At 42.9% G+C, this 19,891-nt stretch carries 17 protein-coding genes, 3 tRNA genes and 1 rRNA gene; 11 read left to right on the top strand and 10 right to left on the bottom strand.

The window, feature by feature from the left end; genetic code table 11:
- Positions 1 to 5: 5 nt before the first annotated feature.
- Positions 6 to 320, bottom strand: coding sequence for an S-layer protein (locus H6G86_RS28735; protein WP_190937154.1), 315 nt, complete (start codon positions 318 to 320; stop codon positions 6 to 8).
- 635 nt (positions 321 to 955) lie between these two features.
- On the opposite strand from H6G86_RS28735, the gene H6G86_RS28730 reads away from it, so the two are divergent.
- Both H6G86_RS28730 and H6G86_RS28725 read left to right on the top strand, forming a co-directional pair.
- A complete protein-coding gene (locus H6G86_RS28730) occupies positions 956 to 1,195 on the top strand; it encodes a hypothetical protein (RefSeq protein ID WP_190937153.1) in 240 nt (79 codons plus the stop codon).
- Positions 1,196 to 1,287: 92 nt separating this feature from the next.
- On the top strand, positions 1,288 to 2,691 hold the full coding sequence (locus H6G86_RS28725; protein ID WP_190937152.1) for a tyrosine phenol-lyase: 1,404 nt from the start codon (positions 1,288 to 1,290) through the stop codon (positions 2,689 to 2,691).
- 88 nt (positions 2,692 to 2,779) lie between these two features.
- On the opposite strand, the gene H6G86_RS28720 is transcribed toward H6G86_RS28725, so the two are convergent.
- Positions 2,780 to 3,631: a CmcJ/NvfI family oxidoreductase gene (locus H6G86_RS28720; RefSeq protein ID WP_190937151.1), complete on the bottom strand. Its 852-nt coding sequence runs from the start codon at positions 3,629 to 3,631 to the stop codon at positions 2,780 to 2,782.
- Between the two features lie 66 nt (positions 3,632 to 3,697).
- Positions 3,698 to 4,381, bottom strand: coding sequence for a glutathione S-transferase family protein (locus tag H6G86_RS28715; RefSeq protein WP_190937150.1), 684 nt, complete (start codon positions 4,379 to 4,381; stop codon positions 3,698 to 3,700).
- Positions 4,382 to 4,596: 215 nt separating this feature from the next.
- On the opposite strand from H6G86_RS28715, the gene H6G86_RS28710 reads away from it, so the two are divergent.
- Positions 4,597 to 4,977 carry a hypothetical protein gene (locus H6G86_RS28710; RefSeq protein WP_313931478.1) on the top strand — a complete coding sequence of 127 codons (381 nt, stop codon included), beginning with the start codon at positions 4,597 to 4,599 and terminating at the stop codon, positions 4,975 to 4,977.
- A gap of 24 nt (positions 4,978 to 5,001) precedes the next feature.
- Here H6G86_RS28710 and H6G86_RS28705 read toward each other — a convergent pair whose 3' ends face one another.
- Both H6G86_RS28705 and H6G86_RS28700 read right to left on the bottom strand, forming a co-directional pair.
- Complete coding sequence (locus H6G86_RS28705) at positions 5,002 to 5,790, bottom strand: TrmH family RNA methyltransferase (RefSeq protein WP_190937149.1); 789 nt, start codon at positions 5,788 to 5,790, stop codon at positions 5,002 to 5,004.
- A 95-nt stretch (positions 5,791 to 5,885) separates the two neighbouring features.
- Positions 5,886 to 5,967, bottom strand: a tRNA-Leu gene (locus H6G86_RS28700).
- 410 nt (positions 5,968 to 6,377) lie between these two features.
- Here H6G86_RS28700 and murA point away from each other — a divergent pair.
- The 7 genes from murA to H6G86_RS28665 all read left to right on the top strand — a co-directional run bounded on the left by murA (position 6,378) and on the right by H6G86_RS28665 (position 12,284).
- The gene (gene murA, locus H6G86_RS28695) at positions 6,378 to 7,745 is read left to right on the top strand and encodes a UDP-N-acetylglucosamine 1-carboxyvinyltransferase (RefSeq protein WP_114084512.1); all 1,368 of its coding nucleotides are present in this window, start codon (positions 6,378 to 6,380) and stop codon (positions 7,743 to 7,745) included.
- 336 nt (positions 7,746 to 8,081) lie between these two features.
- Entirely contained in the window at positions 8,082 to 8,960 is an 879-nt protein-coding gene (locus H6G86_RS28690) for a M48 family metallopeptidase (RefSeq protein WP_190937148.1), read from the top strand.
- A 116-nt stretch (positions 8,961 to 9,076) separates the two neighbouring features.
- Positions 9,077 to 10,198 (top strand): glycolate oxidase, encoded by a 1,122-nt coding sequence (locus tag H6G86_RS28685; RefSeq protein ID WP_190937147.1) that lies wholly within the window; start codon positions 9,077 to 9,079, stop codon positions 10,196 to 10,198.
- 109 nt (positions 10,199 to 10,307) lie between these two features.
- Positions 10,308 to 10,391 (top strand) — tRNA-Leu (locus tag H6G86_RS28680).
- 39 nt (positions 10,392 to 10,430) lie between these two features.
- Entirely contained in the window at positions 10,431 to 10,700 is a 270-nt protein-coding gene (locus H6G86_RS28675; RefSeq protein WP_242065017.1) for a hypothetical protein, read from the top strand.
- Between the two features lie 350 nt (positions 10,701 to 11,050).
- Positions 11,051 to 11,848: a WecB/TagA/CpsF family glycosyltransferase gene (locus tag H6G86_RS28670; protein ID WP_190937146.1), complete on the top strand. Its 798-nt coding sequence runs from the start codon at positions 11,051 to 11,053 to the stop codon at positions 11,846 to 11,848.
- 364 nt (positions 11,849 to 12,212) lie between these two features.
- Positions 12,213 to 12,284: transfer RNA gene (locus tag H6G86_RS28665), tRNA-Gln, on the top strand.
- 90 nt (positions 12,285 to 12,374) lie between these two features.
- On the opposite strand, the gene H6G86_RS28660 is transcribed toward H6G86_RS28665, so the two are convergent.
- Positions 12,375 to 12,854 (bottom strand): hypothetical protein, encoded by a 480-nt coding sequence (locus H6G86_RS28660; RefSeq protein ID WP_012411525.1) that lies wholly within the window; start codon positions 12,852 to 12,854, stop codon positions 12,375 to 12,377.
- Between the two features lie 216 nt (positions 12,855 to 13,070).
- Here H6G86_RS28660 and H6G86_RS28655 point away from each other — a divergent pair, with 216 nt between their 5' ends.
- The gene (locus H6G86_RS28655) at positions 13,071 to 14,369 is read left to right on the top strand and encodes a hypothetical protein (RefSeq protein ID WP_190937145.1); all 1,299 of its coding nucleotides are present in this window, start codon (positions 13,071 to 13,073) and stop codon (positions 14,367 to 14,369) included.
- A 159-nt stretch (positions 14,370 to 14,528) separates the two neighbouring features.
- Here the strand turns inward: H6G86_RS28655 and H6G86_RS28650 are convergent, their stop codons facing one another.
- From H6G86_RS28650 to rrf, 4 genes are all read right to left on the bottom strand, one after another.
- The gene (locus tag H6G86_RS28650) at positions 14,529 to 15,674 is read right to left on the bottom strand and encodes a SpoIID/LytB domain-containing protein (RefSeq protein ID WP_114084547.1); all 1,146 of its coding nucleotides are present in this window, start codon (positions 15,672 to 15,674) and stop codon (positions 14,529 to 14,531) included.
- A gap of 228 nt (positions 15,675 to 15,902) precedes the next feature.
- The gene (locus H6G86_RS28645) at positions 15,903 to 18,119 is read right to left on the bottom strand and encodes a GumC family protein (protein WP_190937144.1); all 2,217 of its coding nucleotides are present in this window, start codon (positions 18,117 to 18,119) and stop codon (positions 15,903 to 15,905) included.
- Positions 18,120 to 18,680: 561 nt separating this feature from the next.
- Complete coding sequence (locus H6G86_RS28640) at positions 18,681 to 19,640, bottom strand: ribonuclease Z (protein ID WP_114084506.1); 960 nt, start codon at positions 19,638 to 19,640, stop codon at positions 18,681 to 18,683.
- 149 nt (positions 19,641 to 19,789) lie between these two features.
- A 5S ribosomal RNA gene (gene rrf / locus H6G86_RS28635) occupies positions 19,790 to 19,891 on the bottom strand; the annotation flags it as partial.

Here is a 19,891-nt window from a genome sequence, read left to right as displayed (position 1 = left end):
CTATTTTATTTTTCAAACTGCGGTTCTTTTTGCGGTTGCTGCTGGCTATTTGTTGGTTGCAATTTATTAAATAAAGCTGGTGGCGTAGCTTTACGGAATGCACCGCAGTAGTGCATGGTCATAACTGCTTTAAAAGCCCAATGGTCTTTTGGCACATCACTAAAGGGATTCGGCAAAGTTTCTGCTTGATTTTGGATACAAGCATTCAAAACTTGATTCGATTTTGCTGGTGTGTCGGTAGTAGGTTCTTGAGATTTAACAGGAGTAACAAAGCTAGTAGTAGCTAGCACTACGACTGTTACCAAAAGTTTGCAGTTCATAACTTAGTTTTCTAGGGATGAAAGTCTACCCTATGTTAGTTCCTGGGCAACAGCCCAGAAACTAGAATAACCTAAGCGTTAGAAAACATGGTAAGCATTACTAATAGAACAACTAATCCACTGATCCAAAGAGCTAACGAACCCCAACTAACTGAATCTTTTTGTACTCTTTGCCAGAAATTGTTAACTAAGTTATTTCGAATTGCCATATAACCTCCAATTTTTATTAAACTTGCACTTACTCAAGGTATGAAGCCTGTAGTGAGAAAAAAAAGTTCATTTTTAGGAATATCAGCCTTGATTTGCTGATTCCCAAAGACTAATCAACAGAGATTTAAATTAATCCGTTTAGGGATGTTTACGATAAAGCGTGTGTCTTAACGCATTACCGATCTAATAAACAAAAATTTACAAAAAGATATTTGTTGATGCTTAACTTTATTTTCCCATACGTAACTGTTTACACTTAGAAATTTGGCAATTTTGAGAAAATTCTTAACGTTGCCTTAACTATGTGTAAAAACTAGTATTTTTTTAATCAAAAACTACTTAAATACTGATTATGTTTCACTTTCACTCGTGATTTATCTAGACTTTAAAATAGATACAACTAATAGTGAAATGGTAGGTAAATAATGGTGCAACAAATAAGACATAATGAACCGCAATATATTTGTATTATTCCAGTTGAGAGAATTACAGCTAACCAAGACGAAGAAATTATGACCTTTGGTATATCAGCCGAGGATGCTAAAAAACAAGGTGAGGAATTATTAGCATCTACCTATAGTTGTAATAAATCACAAGTTTTGGAATTAATCCAGCAAGCACGAATTGAACCAATAGCTCAGTGGTGTGCCCCTAAAGAACGCTAAAAGTACTTATGACGGTCTTGGCAACAGCAAGTATTAGCACCCAAAATGGTATGCAAATATTTGCCTTACCTGCATGAAGGAGGAATGAATCTATGACCGATGCCAAGCAAACTTCTCCGCGCCGCCGTCGCTCTTGGGCAGAGCCATATAAAATTAAGGTAGTTGAGCCATTAAAAATCACTACTCGCGCTGAACGCGAACAAGCGATCGCACAAGCCGGTTACAATACTTTTCTACTGCGTTCTGAAGATGTCTATATTGATTTGCTCACTGATAGCGGCACTTCAGCGATGAGTGATTATCAGTGGGCAGGGATGATGCTAGGTGATGAAGCTTATGCCGGCAGCAAAAATTTTTATAATTTAGAAGCTAGTATCCAAAAGTATTACGGCTATCGCCATATTGTACCCACTCACCAAGGGCGTGGTGCAGAAAATATTCTTTCTCAAATACTGATCAAACCAGGAGACTACATACCTGGCAATATGTATTTCACCACAACCAGGTTGCATCAAGAGTTAGCTGGCGGTACTTTTGTAGATGTGATTATTGATGAAGCCCACGATGCCCAATCACTGCATCCATTCAAGGGTAATGTAGACTTACAAAAGCTTACAGACCTAATAGAGCGAGTTGGGGCAGAACGCATTCCCTATATTAGCGTTGCCGGAACTGTTAATATGGCTGGCGGACAGCCGATTTCTATGGCTAACCTGCGGGCGGTACATCAGTTAGCTCAAACCCACGGTATCCGCATTATTCTTGATGCCACCCGCGCTGTAGAAAACGCTTACTTTATCCAGCAGAGGGAAGAGGATTATTCCAATCAGGCGATCGCTACCATCTTACGCGAATTTTGCTCCTATACCGACGGTTGCACCATGAGCGGCAAGAAGGATGCACTAGTTAACATCGGCGGTTGGCTGGCTCTCAATGACTATAATCTTTACGAAGAAGCACGTAACCTAATCGTAATTTATGAAGGCTTACATACTTACGGTGGTATGGCTGGCCGGGATATGGAAGCTATGGCACGGGGTATAGAAGAATCAGTTCAAGACGATCATATTCGTGCCCGTGTCGGTCAGGTTGAATACCTCGGACAAAAGCTTTTAGATTGGGGTATTCCAATTGTTGTGCCGATTGGTGGTCATGCCATTTATTTAGATGCCAAACGCTTTTTACCACAAATCCCCCAAGACCAATTTCCGGCACAACGTCTCGCAGCAGAACTATATCTAGAGGCAGGCATTCGGGCAATGGAACGGGGCATCGTTTCCGCAGGGCGCAATAAAGAAACAGGCGATAATTATTATCCAGAGTTAGAACTAGTCCGTTTAACTATTCCCCGCCGTGTTTATACCCAGGCTCACATGGATCTAACTGCTGAAGCCGTTGAAGAAGTTTTTTATAATCGCGATCGCCTACGCGGACTCAAAATGATTTATGAACCGAAGTATCTCCGCTTCTTTCAAGCAAGGTTTGAATTGCAGTAATAGGAGGATTGGGCTGAAGAGGCAGAGGAGAGGAATTTTCCCCCTTGCTCCCTGCCCCCTGCTCCCCTGCCCCCTTGCCCCCTGCTAATTATGCGGCATAAAAAACTAACGTCCGCAACTCGATACTCTCACGTGGTGGGGCATCTGGCTGGCTTGTTGGGTCGTCGAATGCGGTGTGGGCGGCGAACCGCGCCAAAACTTCTTCCTCTGAGTCAAAACACTTGATAAGTAGCGCTTCGTCCCGTTGCATTTGCGGAAAGTAGAACCACTGATGTTTTGGATTGTACGTGACTGCGTAGGTTTCGCCAACGCGATCGCGATATACAAGGTCAGTAGCCACGAGGTCATTCGGTGCAATACTTTGGGCATCACACACCGCTAATGGAGACTCTTGAACTGGCCCTGCGATCGGTCGCCAGAGGTTAACTACACTAAATCTATGCCGCAGAAGCTCATCAGGATGTTCAGTACCGATTGCTTCCAACACGGTACGGGCACGACTATAGCCAGACTTGGCGGTGAAGTCGTTGTGTACGCCCCTGACTGGTGTCTTTATGCCTTGTTCGCCCTGCTTCGCTCGTTCGGCATTACGCAGGTTGTGATCGAACACTATTACCCTTTGGGCACCTGTCAGATCCTTGAGAAATTCCTCGGCTTCAGGGTAGTAAACACGGCACACCTCATCGTGATCGTAAAAGTCTTTAACAGTGCTGTGCTGTTCGACCAAGGCGAATCCCTGCTGATCTAAGGACACATTTTCTGCGATCGCCCGAGCATCGTAGATTGGCAGTGTATGTACCTCATACTTCCCACTTCGCTGTGGAATACCTGGCGGTGGTTCGTAGGTGTAGTTAACAGGTTTTTCTGCTGTCGGGGTGAGGTAATGGAGTTCTCCCTCAACGTGCGGTATATCTTTGAATAATTGACTGTTTAAGCTCATGGGTTAATCTCCCAGTGAATTCAACAATGTTTTAGTGATGGCGGATAGGGGACTGTAACCTATTAACTATTTTTGAGCAGAAGCAACGGGAGTGGGCGCACCAAGAATCTTAGCAAATCGTTCTAAATAGAAGCTTGTAGGATTTTCCACCGCCCGAATTGACTCGTGATCGCGCAGGGTATTCCACCATTTCTGCAAGCGAGGGGTTTCTGTTGGTAAGGTGAAATTGCGGAAGTGTTCTAGAAGGGGCAAGCGTTCAAACCAAGGATAGAAGCTGATATCAACTAAACTCAATTGCTCCCCTAACCAGTAAGGGCCATTACCAGAAAGCTTACCTAGTCCTTCTTGCTCAATGTACAATAATGCTTCCAAAAACTCTCTTTGTCCTTGTCCCTGTTCTTGAGCATCTTTACCACGCAGGAATTTGTTAAAGGCGGGTACAAAGCGAGTGTTGGCATAATCGATCCAGATCCGAGCGATCGCTTTAGCACCTGGATCGCGGGGTAATAAAGGTGGTTCTGGAAAGACTTCATCAAGATATTCGTTGATGATGGCAGACTCATAAATTTCGATATCCCCATGTTTGATCGCCGGGACTTTGCCGTAGCGCGAAATCTGTGTGTAGCCATCTGGTTTGTTTTGTAAGTCAATTTCAGTGCTGCTAAAGTCAATTCCTTTTTCTAGTAAAACCACACGGGTTCTTTGGGAAAAGGTGGAGGCTTTGGCAAAGTAAAGTTGTATGTTGCTCATAAAATACTTTCCTTGTAAATGCGTAGACGCGCAGTACTACTAAATACCAACTACTGGGGACGCAAGAGTGCAATCGCATACTGAATATTATACTACGGTTTATCGGTCGAATTAAAGTATAAAGTTCTGGGATTATCCACAGCCTTTACAAAAATACAAGTACTAACAATTGGAGACGACTTGGCAAAAGTGACCAAAGCCAAGTATCGATATTATTGATAACCACTGCTAAAGTTGATACAGCACACAACTATGATGTTATAAGTGCAAAATTTAAATCTGTAGAAACTGCAATCACAATTAGGTCAGTAAATCAGGATTTTCAAGTCAGTATTATGGAGCCAATTCAGCCACAACAGCGCCGCGTCGCCGATCAAGTGTTTCAGCAATCCCTCGATCAGTTGGAGGATATCTTACAAGAAATTTCAACTGAGGAAGAAGAAATTCCACAACTCCCCCAACTGCATACCACTAATCTCAGTGAAGTCGAAGTCGATCAAGATTTGATCGCTATTGATTTAGCGGCCCTTGAGGACGCAGTTGCTGATATTGAACAATATCTTGAAGAAAAGACAAAAACCCAAGAAAAGTTATGAGTTTTAATTCCTGTACAGACGCGATTAATCGCGTCTCTGACTCATTTGCCGCCGAGCTTCGTACAACATTAAAGCGGCTGCGATCGCTACATTCAAAGATTCTACCCCAGGACTCAAAGGAATTCTGACTTGTTGATCTGCGATCGCTGCTAAATCTGCTGACAATCCAGCACCTTCATTTCCCAGTAAAATCAGACTGGGTTTGCGCCAGTCTACATCCCAATAAGTTAAAGTCGCGCTGGGTAAGGTTGCCACTACCTGCATTCCTGCTTGCTGGCTTTGTTGAACTGTTGCTTTTAAATCTTCGGTTACGGACGTTGCTAGGCGAAACCATTGTCCTGCGGAAGCCCGGAGAACTTTTGGGCTGTCTAAATCTACACTATCTCCACTTACCCACAAACCTGATGCTCCCACCGCCGCTGCAGTGCGAATCATCGTACCCAGGTTTCCCGGATCTTGCACCGTTTCTAAAGCTAGAACTAAACCAGTCAATGGTAGTTGAGTTTGGCTATCCCTTCGTTTTGCCGTTGCTACCACACCATCAGGTTGGACTGTAGTAGCGATCGCATTTAAGACTTCCTCGCTGACAATCTCGGCGCGATCGCTTTTACTACAGGCTTCTTCCCAGAGTGATGAGTGGGCTACTTGCCAATTTGGAGTACAACACACTGTTTCTAGTGGGTAATTTACCGCACAAGCCTCTTCCAACAGGTGCGTCCCTTCCAGTAAAAATAACTGCTGCTTGTGCCGCTCCTTGGTGGAGTGGAGTTTGCGAATTTGCTTAACTAAGGAATTTTGTAAACTGGTCAACATTAAAAAGTTACGAGTTAGGAATTATGGAGTTAGGAGTTAATTTTAGTTTTCTTTCAACTTCTAACTCTTCACTTTTAACTCCTAACTGAAAATTATGCGGAACCCGGGACTTGAACCCGGAAGCCTTGCGGCACTAGAACCTGAATCTAGCGCGTCTGCCAATTCCGCCAGTTCCGCTGGCACTTGTCTTTATCGACAATTTCATATTATTGCGTTATGTTTTAACTTTGTCAAGTTAAAACATAATATCTCCATTTAAGAGGCTCAGACTGGAAACGAATTTTTCAGGGGATTAGGTCGAATCAAAATATTAACTCAACAGTAGAGCATTGATTTTTAGAGAATACTTAAGTCATTTTACTGAGTATTTATTTTTGCTTAAAACTACTACTTATTCATTCTTTTTTATTAAATTTTTTAAAAGCTCAAAATAATTGCTATTGCTGGCTTTGAGCCATTATTTTTCACCAAAAAACAACTTTTTTATGCAATATGCTGTTCTAAAATGTGGACAATTTGAATCTTTACTGTAGAATCAAAACCAACTTCAAACATATAAAATACGTATTACTTTTGGAGGTAGGCTTATTAATCCTTCTACCAGCTTACCAGATGCCAAAATTGCTCCAGAAGCAGACTCCTCAGTCTTGCAAATTTGGGGTGGGCATCCTTTGCGAGGTCATGTGAAAATTAGCGGGGCAAAAAATGCAGCACTGGTAATCATGGCTGGAGCCTTGCTGTGTCCGGGCGATTGTCGTATCCGCAACGTCCCCTTATTAGCGGACGTAGACCGGATGGGTCAGGTGTTATCAGCTTTGGGTGTAAGCTTAACGCGGCAAGGCGATATTTTAGACATCAACGCCAGCGAAATTAAAACATCAAAAGCTCCCTACGAACTAGTTACCCAGCTAAGAGCGAGTTTTTTTGCTATTGGTGCTATTCTTGCAAGATTGGGAGTAGCACAGATGCCTTTACCAGGCGGTTGTGCTATTGGGGCAAGACCAGTTGACTTGCATGTGCGAGGACTGCAAGCAATGGGGGCTGAGGTGCAGATTGAGCATGGCATTTGTAATGCCTACGTCCCTGGCAGCAGCCGGAGATTAAAAGGTGCGAAGATTTACTTAGATATCGCCAGCGTTGGAGCGACGGAAAACTTGATGATGGCTGCTACCCTGGCAGAAGGGGAAACGATCATCGAAAATGCTGCCAGAGAACCGGAAGTAGTTGATTTAGCTAACTTCTGTAACGCGATGGGAGCCAAGATTAAAGGGGCGGGTACTAGCAGGATTATTGTTGAAGGAGTCCCCAAGCTGCATTCTGTTGACTACAGTATCATTCCCGATCGCATTGAGGCCGGAACATTTTTGCTAGCAGCAGCAATTACCCGTTCCGAACTTCTTCTTTCGCCAGTGGCTCCAGAACATCTTATACCAGTGATTGCCAAGCTGCGGGATATTGGGGTAACGATAATTGAGGACAAGCCTGAACACTTACGCATTCTGCCGGCGGAAACTCTCAAGGCTACGGATATTGAAACCCAATATCATCCGGGTTTTCCCACAGATATGCAAGCGCCATTCATGTCTTTGCTGACATTGGCCGAAGGCGACAGCGTGATTAACGAATCTGTCTTTGAAAATCGCTTGCGTCATGCCTCAGAGTTGAATCGCTTGGGGGCAGACATTCGTGTTAAAGGCAACGCTGCTTTCGTTCGGGGAGTGCCAAAATTGTCTGGCGCACCAGTATTAGGCACAGACTTACGAGCATCAGCAGCGCTAGTCATCGCAGGACTGGCAGCAGAAGGAAAAACGACCATTCAAGGATTACAACACCTCGATCGCGGCTATGATCGGCTCGATATGAAGTTGCAGCAATTGGGAGCTAAAATCCTTCGTGTGGGCGAAACATCAGCAGATGCCGAAATCGCTCCTAGTATCAGTAGCCTTTCAAGTTGAAATTGATAGGTTGAATAAGAGGCAAGGGAGCAGGGAGCAGGGAGCAGGGAGCGGGGGGAATGAAGAAGCAGGGAGACACAAGGTAACAAGCTTACTTTGGTGAGAACCTGCAACAAGTCTTTCTCCTTGTCCCCAATTCCTCTTTTCCATCCCCTCTGCCCTCTTCCCTGTTCCCCCTGCCTCTTAGTTGAGACTTAGGCGGGAATGAGGGAGACAAGGTAGAATTTTCTCCCCGGCTCCCCTGCCCACCCTGCTTAAATCGTTATACTAACTGTGGGTGGCTGGTTAAATAAACAGCCAGATTCCATAGTTGTGTTTTTTATAGCTTGCTGCACTATGTCTTTCTTCAAAACCCCTCTGATTGGTTTAAAAGCTGACTCATTTCGTCATCCATTAGACCTGGAAGCTACTAAAACGCTTAAGCAAATACCAGGCATAGATATGTTGGTGCGGAATTGGCTTGGGCCAATGGCAGAGCAGGTTTTCTATGTAGAAAATATTGCTTCTAGCATTTTGGTGGGTGAAAAACAACTACCTGATTTATACAAGCTGTTGTTAGACGCTTGTGAAATTCTGGATATAGAGCCTCCCCAGTTATACGTCCGGCAACATCCGGCTCCCAACGCCTATACTTTTGCTGTGCGGGGTAAGCAGCCCTTTGTAGTGCTACACACATCCCTAATTGATATTCTCACCCCAGAGGAAATCCAGGCAGTAATTGCCCATGAGTTGGGACATCTCAAGTGTGACCATAGCGTTTACTTGACCCCAGTAAATTTACTAATATTAGCTGCGGCGATTGTGCCCAATGTCGGAACGTTCGTTGCTCAAGCGATACAGGCACAACTTTTAGAATGGGTACGCTGTGCTGAGTTTACCTGTGATCGCGCCGCATTACTAGCAACCCAAGATTCCAAAGTTGTCATGTCAGTGTTGATGAAGCTGGCGGGTGGTTCCCCAACTTTAGCGCCACAACTGAATCTCGATGCTTTTGTTGCCCAAGCCCGCGCTTATGATGACATTAGCAAGACCGAATTAGGCGAAATGGTCAAAACTGCCCGCACAGCCCAATTAACCCATCCAGTGCCAGTGTTGCGGGCGCGAGAAATTGACCGTTGGGCAAGCAGCACAGAATATCAATCTTTAATCCAAAGTCATGGATTGAAATCTACAAGTAATGAAGTAGCACCCAAAGGCGGCTGGCGAAACTGGTAGAGTTACTAATGCGATCGCACTGTCAGTTCCTTTAAAAGAACTCAGTTACTAAAAAAATCGTTTAATTCAGACAATCGGATTAAAAACATCCTATTGGTTAACCCACAGCCGCTACCATGACAGTTGTATCCAACGACCATCGCTTTCAACCCATAAATCTCTTTGAGTACGAAAAGCTAGCAAAAGAGCATCTGTCTCAAATGACCCTTGATTACTATAGCAGTGGTGCTTGGGACGAAATCACATTACGAGATAATTGTGCTGCCTTTGAGCGAGTCAAGTTAAGACCTCGGATATTAGTCGATGTTAGCGATCGCAATTTAACTACCTCCATTTTAGGACAACCCCTGCAACTACCTTTGTTAATTGCGCCAATGGCTTTTCAATGTCTAGCCCATCCAGATGGAGAAGTGGCTACGGCTCTAGCTGCCGCATCAGCTGGTGTGGGGATGGTATTAAGTACAATGGCCACCAAGAGCATGGAAGAAGTAGCGACTGCGTGTGATAAATTCCCAGATTCTCTGCGATGGTTCCAGCTTTATATCCATAAAGACCGGGGATTAACTCGTGCTTTAGTAGAAAAAGCTTATAAAGCAGGCTATAAAGCACTTTGTCTAACTGTAGATGCACCTGTTCTCGGACAACGCGAAAGAGATAAACGTAATGAGTTCGCCTTACCCACAGACTTACATCTGGCTAATCTGGCCACCATCTCAGGACTAGATATTTCCCACGAAAAAGGTGAATCTGGATTATTTACCTATTTTGCCCAACAGCTAAATCCAGCAGTGACTTGGGACGATTTGGCATGGTTGCAATCCTTATCTCCATTACCTTTAGTCATCAAAGGAGTTTTACGGGGAGATGATGCTGTGCGGGCTGTAGAATATGGGGCCAAAGCAATTGTTGTTTCCAATCATGGTGGCAGACAACTCGATGGTGCGATCGCTTCAATAGAAGCCCTAGTTGAAATAGTAGCAGCAGTGGATGGTAAAATAGAAGTGCTACTGGATGGAGGCATTCGTAGGGGCACAGACATTCTCAAAGCTCTGGCATTAGGAGCAAAAGCGGTACTAATTGGACGACCTATTTTGTGGGGACTAGCAGTAGCAGGACAAGTTGGTGTATCTCATGTTATCTCACTGCTACAAGATGAGCTAAATGTGGGGATGGCACTTAGCGGCTGTGCAAACCTACAGGATATTAACCCTAGTTTATTGACGTTGCCACGCTTTTAAGCCTTATCTAATAGTTTAGACATCATTATTCCAGAAAAACTTTGATAATTAATTTTCAAACCTGTTACAAAATCGCTCATATATAGTAGAATAGTTAAGTTGGATATAAGGGCGGGTGGCGAAATTGGTAGACGCACCACACTCAAAATGTGGCGACCTTGCGGTCATAGGAGTTCGATTCTCCTCCTGCCCACTATTAAATAAGTAAATAGAATAGAGAGGTTAAAAGTTCATGCGCCTGAAAAGATGGGAATCTCCCCGTAAAGAAGGTAGGAATGACAAAGGTAGAGGTGGCTCTGCAAGAAAGCGGCAACTCAAAAAGCAACGCCAAATGTTACGTCAAAAACTCAAAGAAGCTAACAAGCCAGACAATAACAAAAATAATCGAACAGGGGAAGATAAGCTTATCTTCCCTTTATTTTTTGGGCTTTTATCTCTTAAGCACATAATTACGTATCAAAATCGGCAGACTGAGTGTCTGGTATTTCGTTTTTCTATGTAAACTAATTACGTAAAAAATACTACCTAGCAATAAAGTTTCTACTAGGAATTTATCGTAATTGTAATGCTTGCATGAACCAATCAAAAATTAATTATGAAGAAAGTATGAATTTTGCCAAGCAGCATCTAAAACCCCTAGCTTAAAACAGTAAGCTAGGACACAATACCAAATACTTATAATATTACCGATTAAGCTAAAAGCATACTAAAAAAGCAATTGCACCTCCATGTGTTAACTTCCAACGATGACACAAGCCTATAAAAAGTCAGGAGTCATCCAATCCGAATTATTCAATATTTGGAATGGTCTAAGCAATCTATGGATTTTTTTCTTGGACATAGGAGTTATTGATGGTGGCAAGAGTGCTTCTACCTACTAAAAAAGTGCTTGATTTCCCTATTACTGCTTTACGTTTTGACGAGCAGATACAAACAATACTGAAGTGGGCGGGTAAGCGTGAGAGTAAAACTGTATACGTAGCTAATGTACACATGCTCATTGAAGCTCATTGGCATCCACAGTTTGCCACCGTATTACGAAATGCAGATATAGTTACTCCTGATGGTATGCCTCTTGTATGGATGATGCGAAAAATGGGGGCTATTTACCAAGACCGTGTGGCAGGGATGGATATTTTTTTGGCATTGTGTCAGCGAACTCAAACACAAAATCTCAGTATTTTCTTTTTAGGTTCCCAAACAGAAATTCTTTCTAGGATGCGAAAAAGGTTAGAGCAGGAATTTCCCCAACTGAAGATTGCGGCGATGGAACCTCTACCCTTTCGTCCCCTGACTGAAACTGAAGACGAAGCCTTGGTTCGAAAGATTAATTCTAGTGGTGCTAGCGCCGTCCTTGTATCTCTAGGATGTCCTAAGCAAGAAAATTGGATAGCTCAACATAAAGGTAAGATACAAGCTGTAATGATTGGACTGGGTGGAGTTTTCCCAGTTTATGCAGGAATTCACAAGCGGGCACCCCGCATAGTTAGAGACTTAGGACTTGAATGGCTGTATCGATGGATTCAAGAACCACGCCGACTTTGCGGTCGCTATGCTAAGACCATTCCACTATTTATATGGCTGGCTACCAAGCAACTACTATCATCAAGTCGGATTGCAGCAGTTTTTCTTCACGAGACTGGGGATTAAGGAAAAGGAAATAGGGCAAGATGTGATTGGTATGGAAAGAAATAATCTAGATGCCCCTGGTTTTTATATTCAAAGCTAGGTGTCTCACTGGTAAGCAGGAACAGATGATAAGCCGTTCATAATCAAGTGAAGAAGATTTTAGATGCAAAAGGAATCGCGATCGCAATTCCTTTACCCTTAAAGTGAGTTCGACGATACAGCCAAGCATCGATTCAAGGGTTCACCCCAAAGCCATGAAAGAGTTTAAGTGTAAGGATTTCGACCAATCAATGTCCTACCGTAAAAATCCATTATCTGAAATAAACTATTAAAGTACTTGACACAAACCTAGTATTAACTGCTATATTAACTAGAGTAAAGTTGTTGGGGCGTAGCCAAGTGGTAAGGCAGCGGGTTTTGGTCCCGCCATCCCTAGGTTCGAATCCTAGCGCCCCAGTATATCTAAAGACAGGTTGTTAAGCTTGTCTTTTAGAGTTTTTATGCAATTAGCTAAAAATTCGACTTAATCTATCTGATTCTGTAGAGCTTACTTATCAGGCGATTTGAGAGCTTGGTCTAAAGTTTGCCGAGCCTGTTCTGCTTTAGATCGTGCTTCTTGATAACGTACATTAGCTTGGGCAAAATTTTTCAGGACTTTAAAACCTTCCTTGAGTCGAGTAATTTCCTCTTCAGTCACCGAATCGTCAGTGAACAGAACATCAACCGCTTTGCGAATTTCTAACGCTTCAGCTCGTGACTCCTGAACTTTCAGCTTGAGTGTGGCCAGATTACTTAAAACCTGGACAGCTTGTGTAATAGTATCCTCACCGCTAGCAGTGTCAATAGTTGACTCTTTAACCTCAATTAATTGTTGAGGGCCAAATCCTTCTTCCAGTTCCGTGGGTAGCTTACCTGCATCCATCAGTTCCATCAGCTGATCCATTGCTTTATCACGGGCTTTGGCTGAATCTTTTCCAGAAACAGTAAGGATAATTTCTGGACTTTGAGCGAGAGTATATTGAACCATATTTGAGCAGAAAATTTGCTGATTAACCAAGCTGAGGGAAATAATTATAACATGTTGTGTGTCAGGTCTTTTGTTGGTTTATCTATTTCACTGCTGGGTTGCTAAATTGATGTAATTTCCATAATTTCATGCTTCATTCTTAACCCTGCTAAATCGCTCAAAATAAAACTTTATACTTAATAAAACGGGAATAAGTTTCAACAGGAGGGGAGAGCAATGGCTCCCAATCCCACCATCATGCAAGCTGTCGAAAAACTGGGCTACCGTGTCACCGTTGGTGATGTGGCAACCCAGGCAGGATTGAACGTCGCTGAAGCTAATCAAAGCTTGTTAGCCCTGGCATCTGATGCTGGAGGACATTTGCAGGTAGCGGATTCAGGTGATATAGTTTTCCTTTTTCCACAAAACTTTCGAGCCATTTTGCGTAATAAATACTTCCGGCTACGATTGCAGGAATGGTGGAAAAAAGTCTGGAGTGTTCTGTTTTACCTGATTCGGATTTCTTTTGGAATTTTCTTAACTGTTTCCATCGCCCTGATAACTGTTACCATCTTCCTAATTATTACTGCTGCCAATTCCGATCGCGACGGCGACAATCGGGGAAGTAATTTCGGCGGTGGGGGTTTCTTTTATTTTCCAAATTTATTCTGGTATCTTAGCCCAAATTATGACACCTACTACCAGGAAAGGCGACGTGAAACCAGAGAAGAAAGCAATCTGAATTTCTTTGAAGCTGTCTTTTCGTTTTTGTTTGGTGATGGGAATCCTAACGCCAACTTAGACGAACGTCGCTGGCAAGAAATTGCTACGGTGATTCGGAGCAATCGTGGCGCAGTGGTAGCAGAACAAATTGCCCCATACTTGGATGATATCGGCGAGGGATATACAAGAGAGTACGAAGATTACATGCTGCCCGTTCTGACGCGATTTAATGGGCAACCGGCGGTAAGTCCAGAAGGGCAAATTGTTTATTACTTCCCAGAGTTACAGGTGAGTGCGGTTAAAAAGCGCCGTCATTCAATATCATCTTACTTAGAGGAATTGCCTTGGCGTTTTAGTGCCGCAAGTTCAGGGCAAATTATGTTGAGTGCGGGGTTGGGGGCACTAAATTTTGTTGGTGCTTTAGTACTAGGAAGTTTGTTGAGAGATGGCACTGTTGCTGCCCAATTAGGTGGACTAGTAGCTTTTGTGCAAGGAATTTATTGGCTGCTATTGGCTTATGGAGCAGGTTTCTTAGGCATACCGTTGTTGCGTTACTTCTGGATTCGGTGGCGTAATCGCAAAATAGGCGATCGCAATCGCGATCGCCTTGATCGGTCAAGGCTATTGGCAAGTCCTGATGCACCTTTGCAACAAAAAATCGACTATGCTCAACAATTTGCCCAAGAAAAAGTTATTAGCAAGGAAGATTTAGTGTATTCTAGCGAAACTGACTTACTTGACCAGGAAGTTGAGCGTTCTGCACAAATTGACGCTGAATGGCAACGGCGCTTGGAACGTGGGAGTGGGGAATAGGAAGCAGAGGGGCAGAGGAAGCAGAGGGGCAGAGGGGCAGAGGAAGCAGGGGAAGCAGGGGAGGTAGGGGGAGCAGGGGGAGAAAATTCGTAACTCCTAACTCTTCACGGGCTAAACGCCCCGCTATCGCTAACGGAACTGTTTTGCCCCATGCCCCAATTACTTCGCCTGAATTGGTGTTAGGGCTACACCTTGATAATAATGTCCCAAAATTTGCAGGTGGTTTACTCCTTGCCGAGCCAGATTGTACGCCCCCCACTGACTCATACCTAAAGCATGACCGTAGCCAAGCCCTTGGAGTACAAAACTACCATCGGCTCCCTTAGTAACGGTAAAGCGAGTACTTTTGAGCTTGAGGGCTGTTCGCACTTCCTCGCCCTGTAGCACCTTCGTACCCTTGTTACCAACAATTTTCAAGACTTTAACACTGCGAAAAGGCGAGTATGTCTCTGGAATCATCGCCGTCGCACTGCCAACTTCAGGAAATTTAGCGCTAATTTCACTGGGCGAGAAGCTTTTCACCCAATTACACTCGCGGATATTTTGATCGTAGTCTTGAACAGCACGCAGGTAGGGTAAGGTATTTCCCCAAACATCTTCTACATTTTCGGTGTGTCCCCCAGAACAAGCATGAAAGACTGAGAGAATAATCCGGTTTTTGTAAGTTAATACCTGCCCTAGTGTGGAATCCACTGCGGCGTAAGTAGCGGGAGCTTCACTGATGACACCTTTGTAAATTTGCCAACGATCTGGGGTATTGCCTAAATCGTAAACGGGATTATTCCGTTGTTTTTCACGTTCGTAGAGAGCGTAGGTGCGAGCTGCGATCGCTTGGGCTTTTAAAGCTTCTTGGGGCCAGCTAGCATCCATTTCGCCACCAAGAACGCTGTAGAGATATTCTTGGTCATCAACCCAATTAACAGCCGTTAAGCCTTTTTCTGTGGGGACAACCAGAGTTCTACCCCGATACCAGCGATCGCCAATATAAACAAATCCTTTACCCGTTGGCTCAATCCAAAATAAACCAGACTGCCACTTATCTAAAGCAACTCCGCCAGGAATGGCTTGGGCATAATATGCACTCATCGCTGGTAACTGTCCGAGAGTTCGTCCGGTACTATCCTTGACGATCCCAGTGGTAGAACTGCCCACTTTTACCTGATTAACGCCCCTCTCAATTGCCACGCGCAGAATTACAGACGCTTGGGCTGGGGCAACCAAAGCAATCCATAAGAGGACACTCACCCACCAATGACGTACTTTAATCTGGGAAAATAAAAAGCCTAAGTAAAGTTGGAATTTCATGCTGGTCATCTAATCACACTAGTATCTAATTGACGCTCTGGATTATCACGTCTACTACTTTAAGATGAGACACTTCTCCAACGTAGGAGGTTGCCACCTCCTACTAATTATGCATTTTGCTTTAGCTATCAGCTAGAAATCAGGAGAAGAAGCCAGAAGGCAGTGAGACAATTCCTCTTTTATATCTATTTCCAATACCCAATTTCCAATTCCCAATGCTTCTTCAGCCTACGATGCCAATACCTTTTGGGAATTACTCACTTCATTAGCGATAATTCCAATTAAATTCAACTGACTCAAAATTTCTGTAGCTTGAGTCAGTTCAGTTCGGGTTACTTTGCCCATGCGCTCTACCATCACAATAGCATTGCAAAAAGATGCCACAATCCTGGCATCAACCGTACCTAAAATAGGTGGAGCATCTATCAATACTAAGTCATAACTTTGCTCAAATAACTCTATTAGTTCTTTCATTCGTTGAGAACTGAGCAACTTCACCGTGTCTTCTGGTTCCGGGCCAGCAGTCAAAATATCAATTGAAGGATGAATAGGCTGGATATAATCTTGAAAATGAGTAGTTGTCTCATCAACTAATAACAGAGATAGTCCCCAATCATTAGATAGTCCCAGGATTTTATGCAAGCTAGGATTGTGCAAATTAGCATCAATAACTAATACCCGTCGGTGCATCCGGGTAGCGCTAGCTACAAGCCCTAATACCAAGGTTGTCTTCCCCTCCCCTGGTAGTGCTGAAGTAAACATCAGCGACTTGAAAGGTAAGGGATATTTTAATATCTGAATATTTTGGTAGATCATATCCAGGTTCTCATGGACGGGCAATCTAGTAGTAGCTTCTATTACAGAGTCATTTGATCTGCGCCGCCCCTTCCAAGACAGTCCCAGCCAACGTTTTTTGGCACTATGCGACGGCAATTTTGGCACTGAACCCAGTATACGTAGATTTGTCAGTTTCTTTAAATCTCCCGCACAATAAATAGCGTCATTAAACTTTTCAAAAATCAAGGCTGCTAAAATACCTAAAATCGGTCCAATCAGAGTTCCTCCAACCAAAAGGAATAATCTGTTATTCCCCATATAAGTCCCTAGAGCAGGTTCTGTTAAAACTTGCCAATTATATCCTTCCTGAGCAATTTTTAGCCCTAAAGACTGTTGTACTTGAAGGAGTTGTTCAAGGGTTTTATGACTAGTTTCTACCTTTGGCAGTAAACGATTGTACTCTGCTATTAAGCTTGGGTATTTGTTTAGTTCAGAACGGAGCCTCTGTTCTGATTCAGCTAGATTTTTTTCATTGGCAGTTAGTCCTAAAACAGTTGTCTGCACCAGAATAAACTCATCTATTAGCGTTGGATCAACCCCTATTATTTGCCCTTTTGAAAGCGGTTCTCCCTTACTGCTATTAGTAATATATTTTACCTCTTGTCGTAATAGCGACAATTGACTCTGGCGCTGTTGCTTTAGCTTTTGTACCGATGGATAATCATCTGTATAGCGCAGTCGCTCTTTAGCCAATGCTAGTTCGGTCTTTTGAATTTCACTCAATAATGTTTGATAGCGGCTTGACTGATTTAAACGAGAAGAAATTAGTTCATTCTGCTGGGATGAAGACGCTATTTGTTGCTCTAGGTTATCGTAGCGAGCGTTTGCATCTTGAAGGTTGGCACGAGTAGTTTGTAGCTGATTTTGAATATCGGCTAGAGATTCTAGCAAGATTTTACTTTGAACTTCGGGATTTAGTAATTTATGTTTTTTGCGAAATTGTTCCAAGTTTTTATCAGCTTTACTTACCTCTTTTTTTATCTCCGGTAAGCGAGCATTTACAAAAGCCAGCCCATGATTCAGGCGTTCTTTTTGCTGTTCTTTATTGTAATTTTGATAAACTTTTTGTAAAGCTTGCAGTAATTTTTGTGCTTTAACTGGATCTTCATCATTGAAAGAAACTTTAAATACTTGACTAAAAACTTTATTAGCTCCTATACCTCCCTCTTCTGGAGTTACTTCTAGAGGTGCTTTTTTGTTCTGTTTTGTTTGACCATTGATATCCGCTAAGGTAATATCAGGATAATCAGAATGAACTAAATCTACAGCTTTCTGGAGAAGCTTAGAACTCAGCATAAGTTTCATCTGAGTAGTGGAATCAACAACTTGATAATTAGAATTAGTAACCTGAGTATCTGCCACAACTGGAATATTATTTGACTGTGCCCCTTGAGATAAATTGGAATTCACCAATATCTGCATACTGCTCTGGTAAGTAGGTTTGGCAATGACAGCCAAGAGGCTAGCAGCAGACATAACTACACAGGAAACCCCCAAGATCAAAAAGCGTCGGCGAAGCAAAATAGTAGATAGTTGTCTGATGTCAACTGCGCTTTGTGCTGAAGTAGTAGTAATTTGTTGCTCTTGATTCAGACTAATCTTAGCCACTATCAAACTCCTCTAATATCGAAACAATATATTTATTTGGAAGATTTATGAGAAATCTAAAATGTTTTTTACACCTACAGCCGTAATAGCACACTTAATTATTCTTCCAACAATGACAAGCTCACTTGGCACAATATTATGCCAAGTGGTGCTTTCATGTTCATCAATTCATGCATATAAATTCTTAATCAGTGTTGTAAGAATAAATTTTCAGTAAATATTTTATTGAAAGGATAAAAATCTTGACCAAAAATTAATTATTTTGTCTAAGTATTGAAGTATAAAATCATCTAATTTACAACACTACTATAGAAATTAAAGTTCTTTTGATAACATGTAATATAAAAAACATTGAGAAAAAAATTTAACCCATACTCTTTGGAGATTTTTTCTCCACTTAGTTAACCGTAAATTGTTGGTTAACTAGTTGACTTACTTGTAAAATCAAACTGCTGTTTATTTGCTGGACGTTATGATTTGGAGTACTAAACTCCAAGATAGAGCCTGGTTAATTTTAGATTGTAGATTAGAAGGGTTCAATAGAAAATCTAAAATCTAAAATCAAACGCCTACCTTGGTTAACTCTACTTCTCGTCGTCTGGGTACTTCATGAATCATGAAATCATAAGCCATGTCAGTGCGGGGAAAAATAGCACGGGCTTCTTTGAGGAGATCCTTCAACTCCAAGGTATTGCCAGGAGCATAACGGGGGCTGAAATGACTCATAATCAGTCGATGTGCCCCAGCAGCTAAAGCTGTTTGCGCTGCCATTGTGGTTGTGGAATGCAAGCGCTGAAAAGCCATATCTGCATCTTGATGGGCAAAGGTTGCTTCGTGAATTAATACATCTGCATCATGAGCTAATTCCACTGCACCATCACAATAAATAGTGTCTGTACAATAGGCAATTTTCCGGCCAATTTCTGTAGGCCCGCATAAATGGGTGCCATCAATCACCCGACCGTCGTCTAGGGTAACAGTTTCACCACGCTTGAGTTGACCGTAAATACGACCAGAAGGAATTTCCAACGCTTTGGCTTTTTCCACATCAAAGCGTCCTGTCCGGTCTTTTTCGGCTACGCGATAGCCGAAAGCTGTAATCCTATGATGCAAATTACCGCAGCTAACGGTGAAGTCATCGTCTTCATAAATTACCCCTGGACGGATAGCGTGAACTTTAATTGGGTAAGAAAAGTGTGTGTAGGAGTAACGTGATGCGGATTGAATATAATCATTTAATCCAGGTGGTCCATAGATATCAATTCTTTCCACATTGCCAGCCAAGCCGCAAGTAGCAAGAAGTCCCATCAAGCCAAAGATGTGGTCGCCGTGCATGTGGGTGATAAAAATTCGGGAGAGTTGACTGATTTTCAGCTCACTCCGCATAATTTGATGCTGGGTGCCTTCACCACAGTCGAATAACCACAGTTCAGCCCTTTGGGGTAATCTCAGGGCAACACTGGAAACATTGCGCGATCGCGTGGGTACACCGGAACTCGTCCCTAAGAATGTTATCTGCACAGTGTTCTTTAGTCTTCCTATTGCTCAATATTGCAGCTCTACTTTCTATAGTGACACGGTTATTGATTTATTTTTTGATAGCCCTAATCAGAAAAACTAAAAACCCGATAGCTATTAGATAAGCTAACGGGTTTTATTAGTAATATTATCCCTGGCACCGAGCTATTTTTGCGTAGGGCGACCCCTAAACTATCGTTGCCGCAACAGCGTTTCACCTCTGAGTTCGGGAAGGGATCAGTGTGGTTCCACCG

Origin of the sequence: Nostoc sp. FACHB-133, from assembly GCF_014698055.1 — a bacterium.
In the GTDB taxonomy this organism is placed as follows: Bacteria; Cyanobacteriota; Cyanobacteriia; order Cyanobacteriales; family Nostocaceae; genus Nostoc.
Note: the sequence above shows the minus strand (reverse complement) of the source record. Positions and strands in the feature narration are given on the sequence as shown.

What these genes read in the sequence shown, in the direction of transcription:
- H6G86_RS28735 (WP_190937154.1), bottom strand. Translation starts at nt 320, where the DNA reads ATGAACTGCAAACTTTTGGTAACAGTCGTAGTGCTAGCTACTACTAGC.
- H6G86_RS28730 (WP_190937153.1), top strand. Translation starts at nt 956, where the DNA reads ATGGTGCAACAAATAAGACATAATGAACCGCAATATATTTGTATTATT.
- H6G86_RS28725 (WP_190937152.1), top strand. Translation starts at nt 1,288, where the DNA reads ATGACCGATGCCAAGCAAACTTCTCCGCGCCGCCGTCGCTCTTGGGCA.
- H6G86_RS28720 (WP_190937151.1), bottom strand. Translation starts at nt 3,631, where the DNA reads ATGAGCTTAAACAGTCAATTATTCAAAGATATACCGCACGTTGAGGGA.
- H6G86_RS28715 (WP_190937150.1), bottom strand. Translation starts at nt 4,381, where the DNA reads ATGAGCAACATACAACTTTACTTTGCCAAAGCCTCCACCTTTTCCCAA.
- H6G86_RS28705 (WP_190937149.1), bottom strand. Translation starts at nt 5,790, where the DNA reads ATGTTGACCAGTTTACAAAATTCCTTAGTTAAGCAAATTCGCAAACTC.
- H6G86_RS28690 (WP_190937148.1), top strand. Translation starts at nt 8,082, where the DNA reads ATGTCTTTCTTCAAAACCCCTCTGATTGGTTTAAAAGCTGACTCATTT.
- H6G86_RS28685 (WP_190937147.1), top strand. Translation starts at nt 9,077, where the DNA reads ATGACAGTTGTATCCAACGACCATCGCTTTCAACCCATAAATCTCTTT.
- H6G86_RS28675 (WP_242065017.1), top strand. Translation starts at nt 10,431, where the DNA reads ATGCGCCTGAAAAGATGGGAATCTCCCCGTAAAGAAGGTAGGAATGAC.
- H6G86_RS28670 (WP_190937146.1), top strand. Translation starts at nt 11,051, where the DNA reads ATGGTGGCAAGAGTGCTTCTACCTACTAAAAAAGTGCTTGATTTCCCT.
- H6G86_RS28660 (WP_012411525.1), bottom strand. Translation starts at nt 12,854, where the DNA reads ATGGTTCAATATACTCTCGCTCAAAGTCCAGAAATTATCCTTACTGTT.
- H6G86_RS28655 (WP_190937145.1), top strand. Translation starts at nt 13,071, where the DNA reads ATGGCTCCCAATCCCACCATCATGCAAGCTGTCGAAAAACTGGGCTAC.
- H6G86_RS28650 (WP_114084547.1), bottom strand. Translation starts at nt 15,674, where the DNA reads ATGAAATTCCAACTTTACTTAGGCTTTTTATTTTCCCAGATTAAAGTA.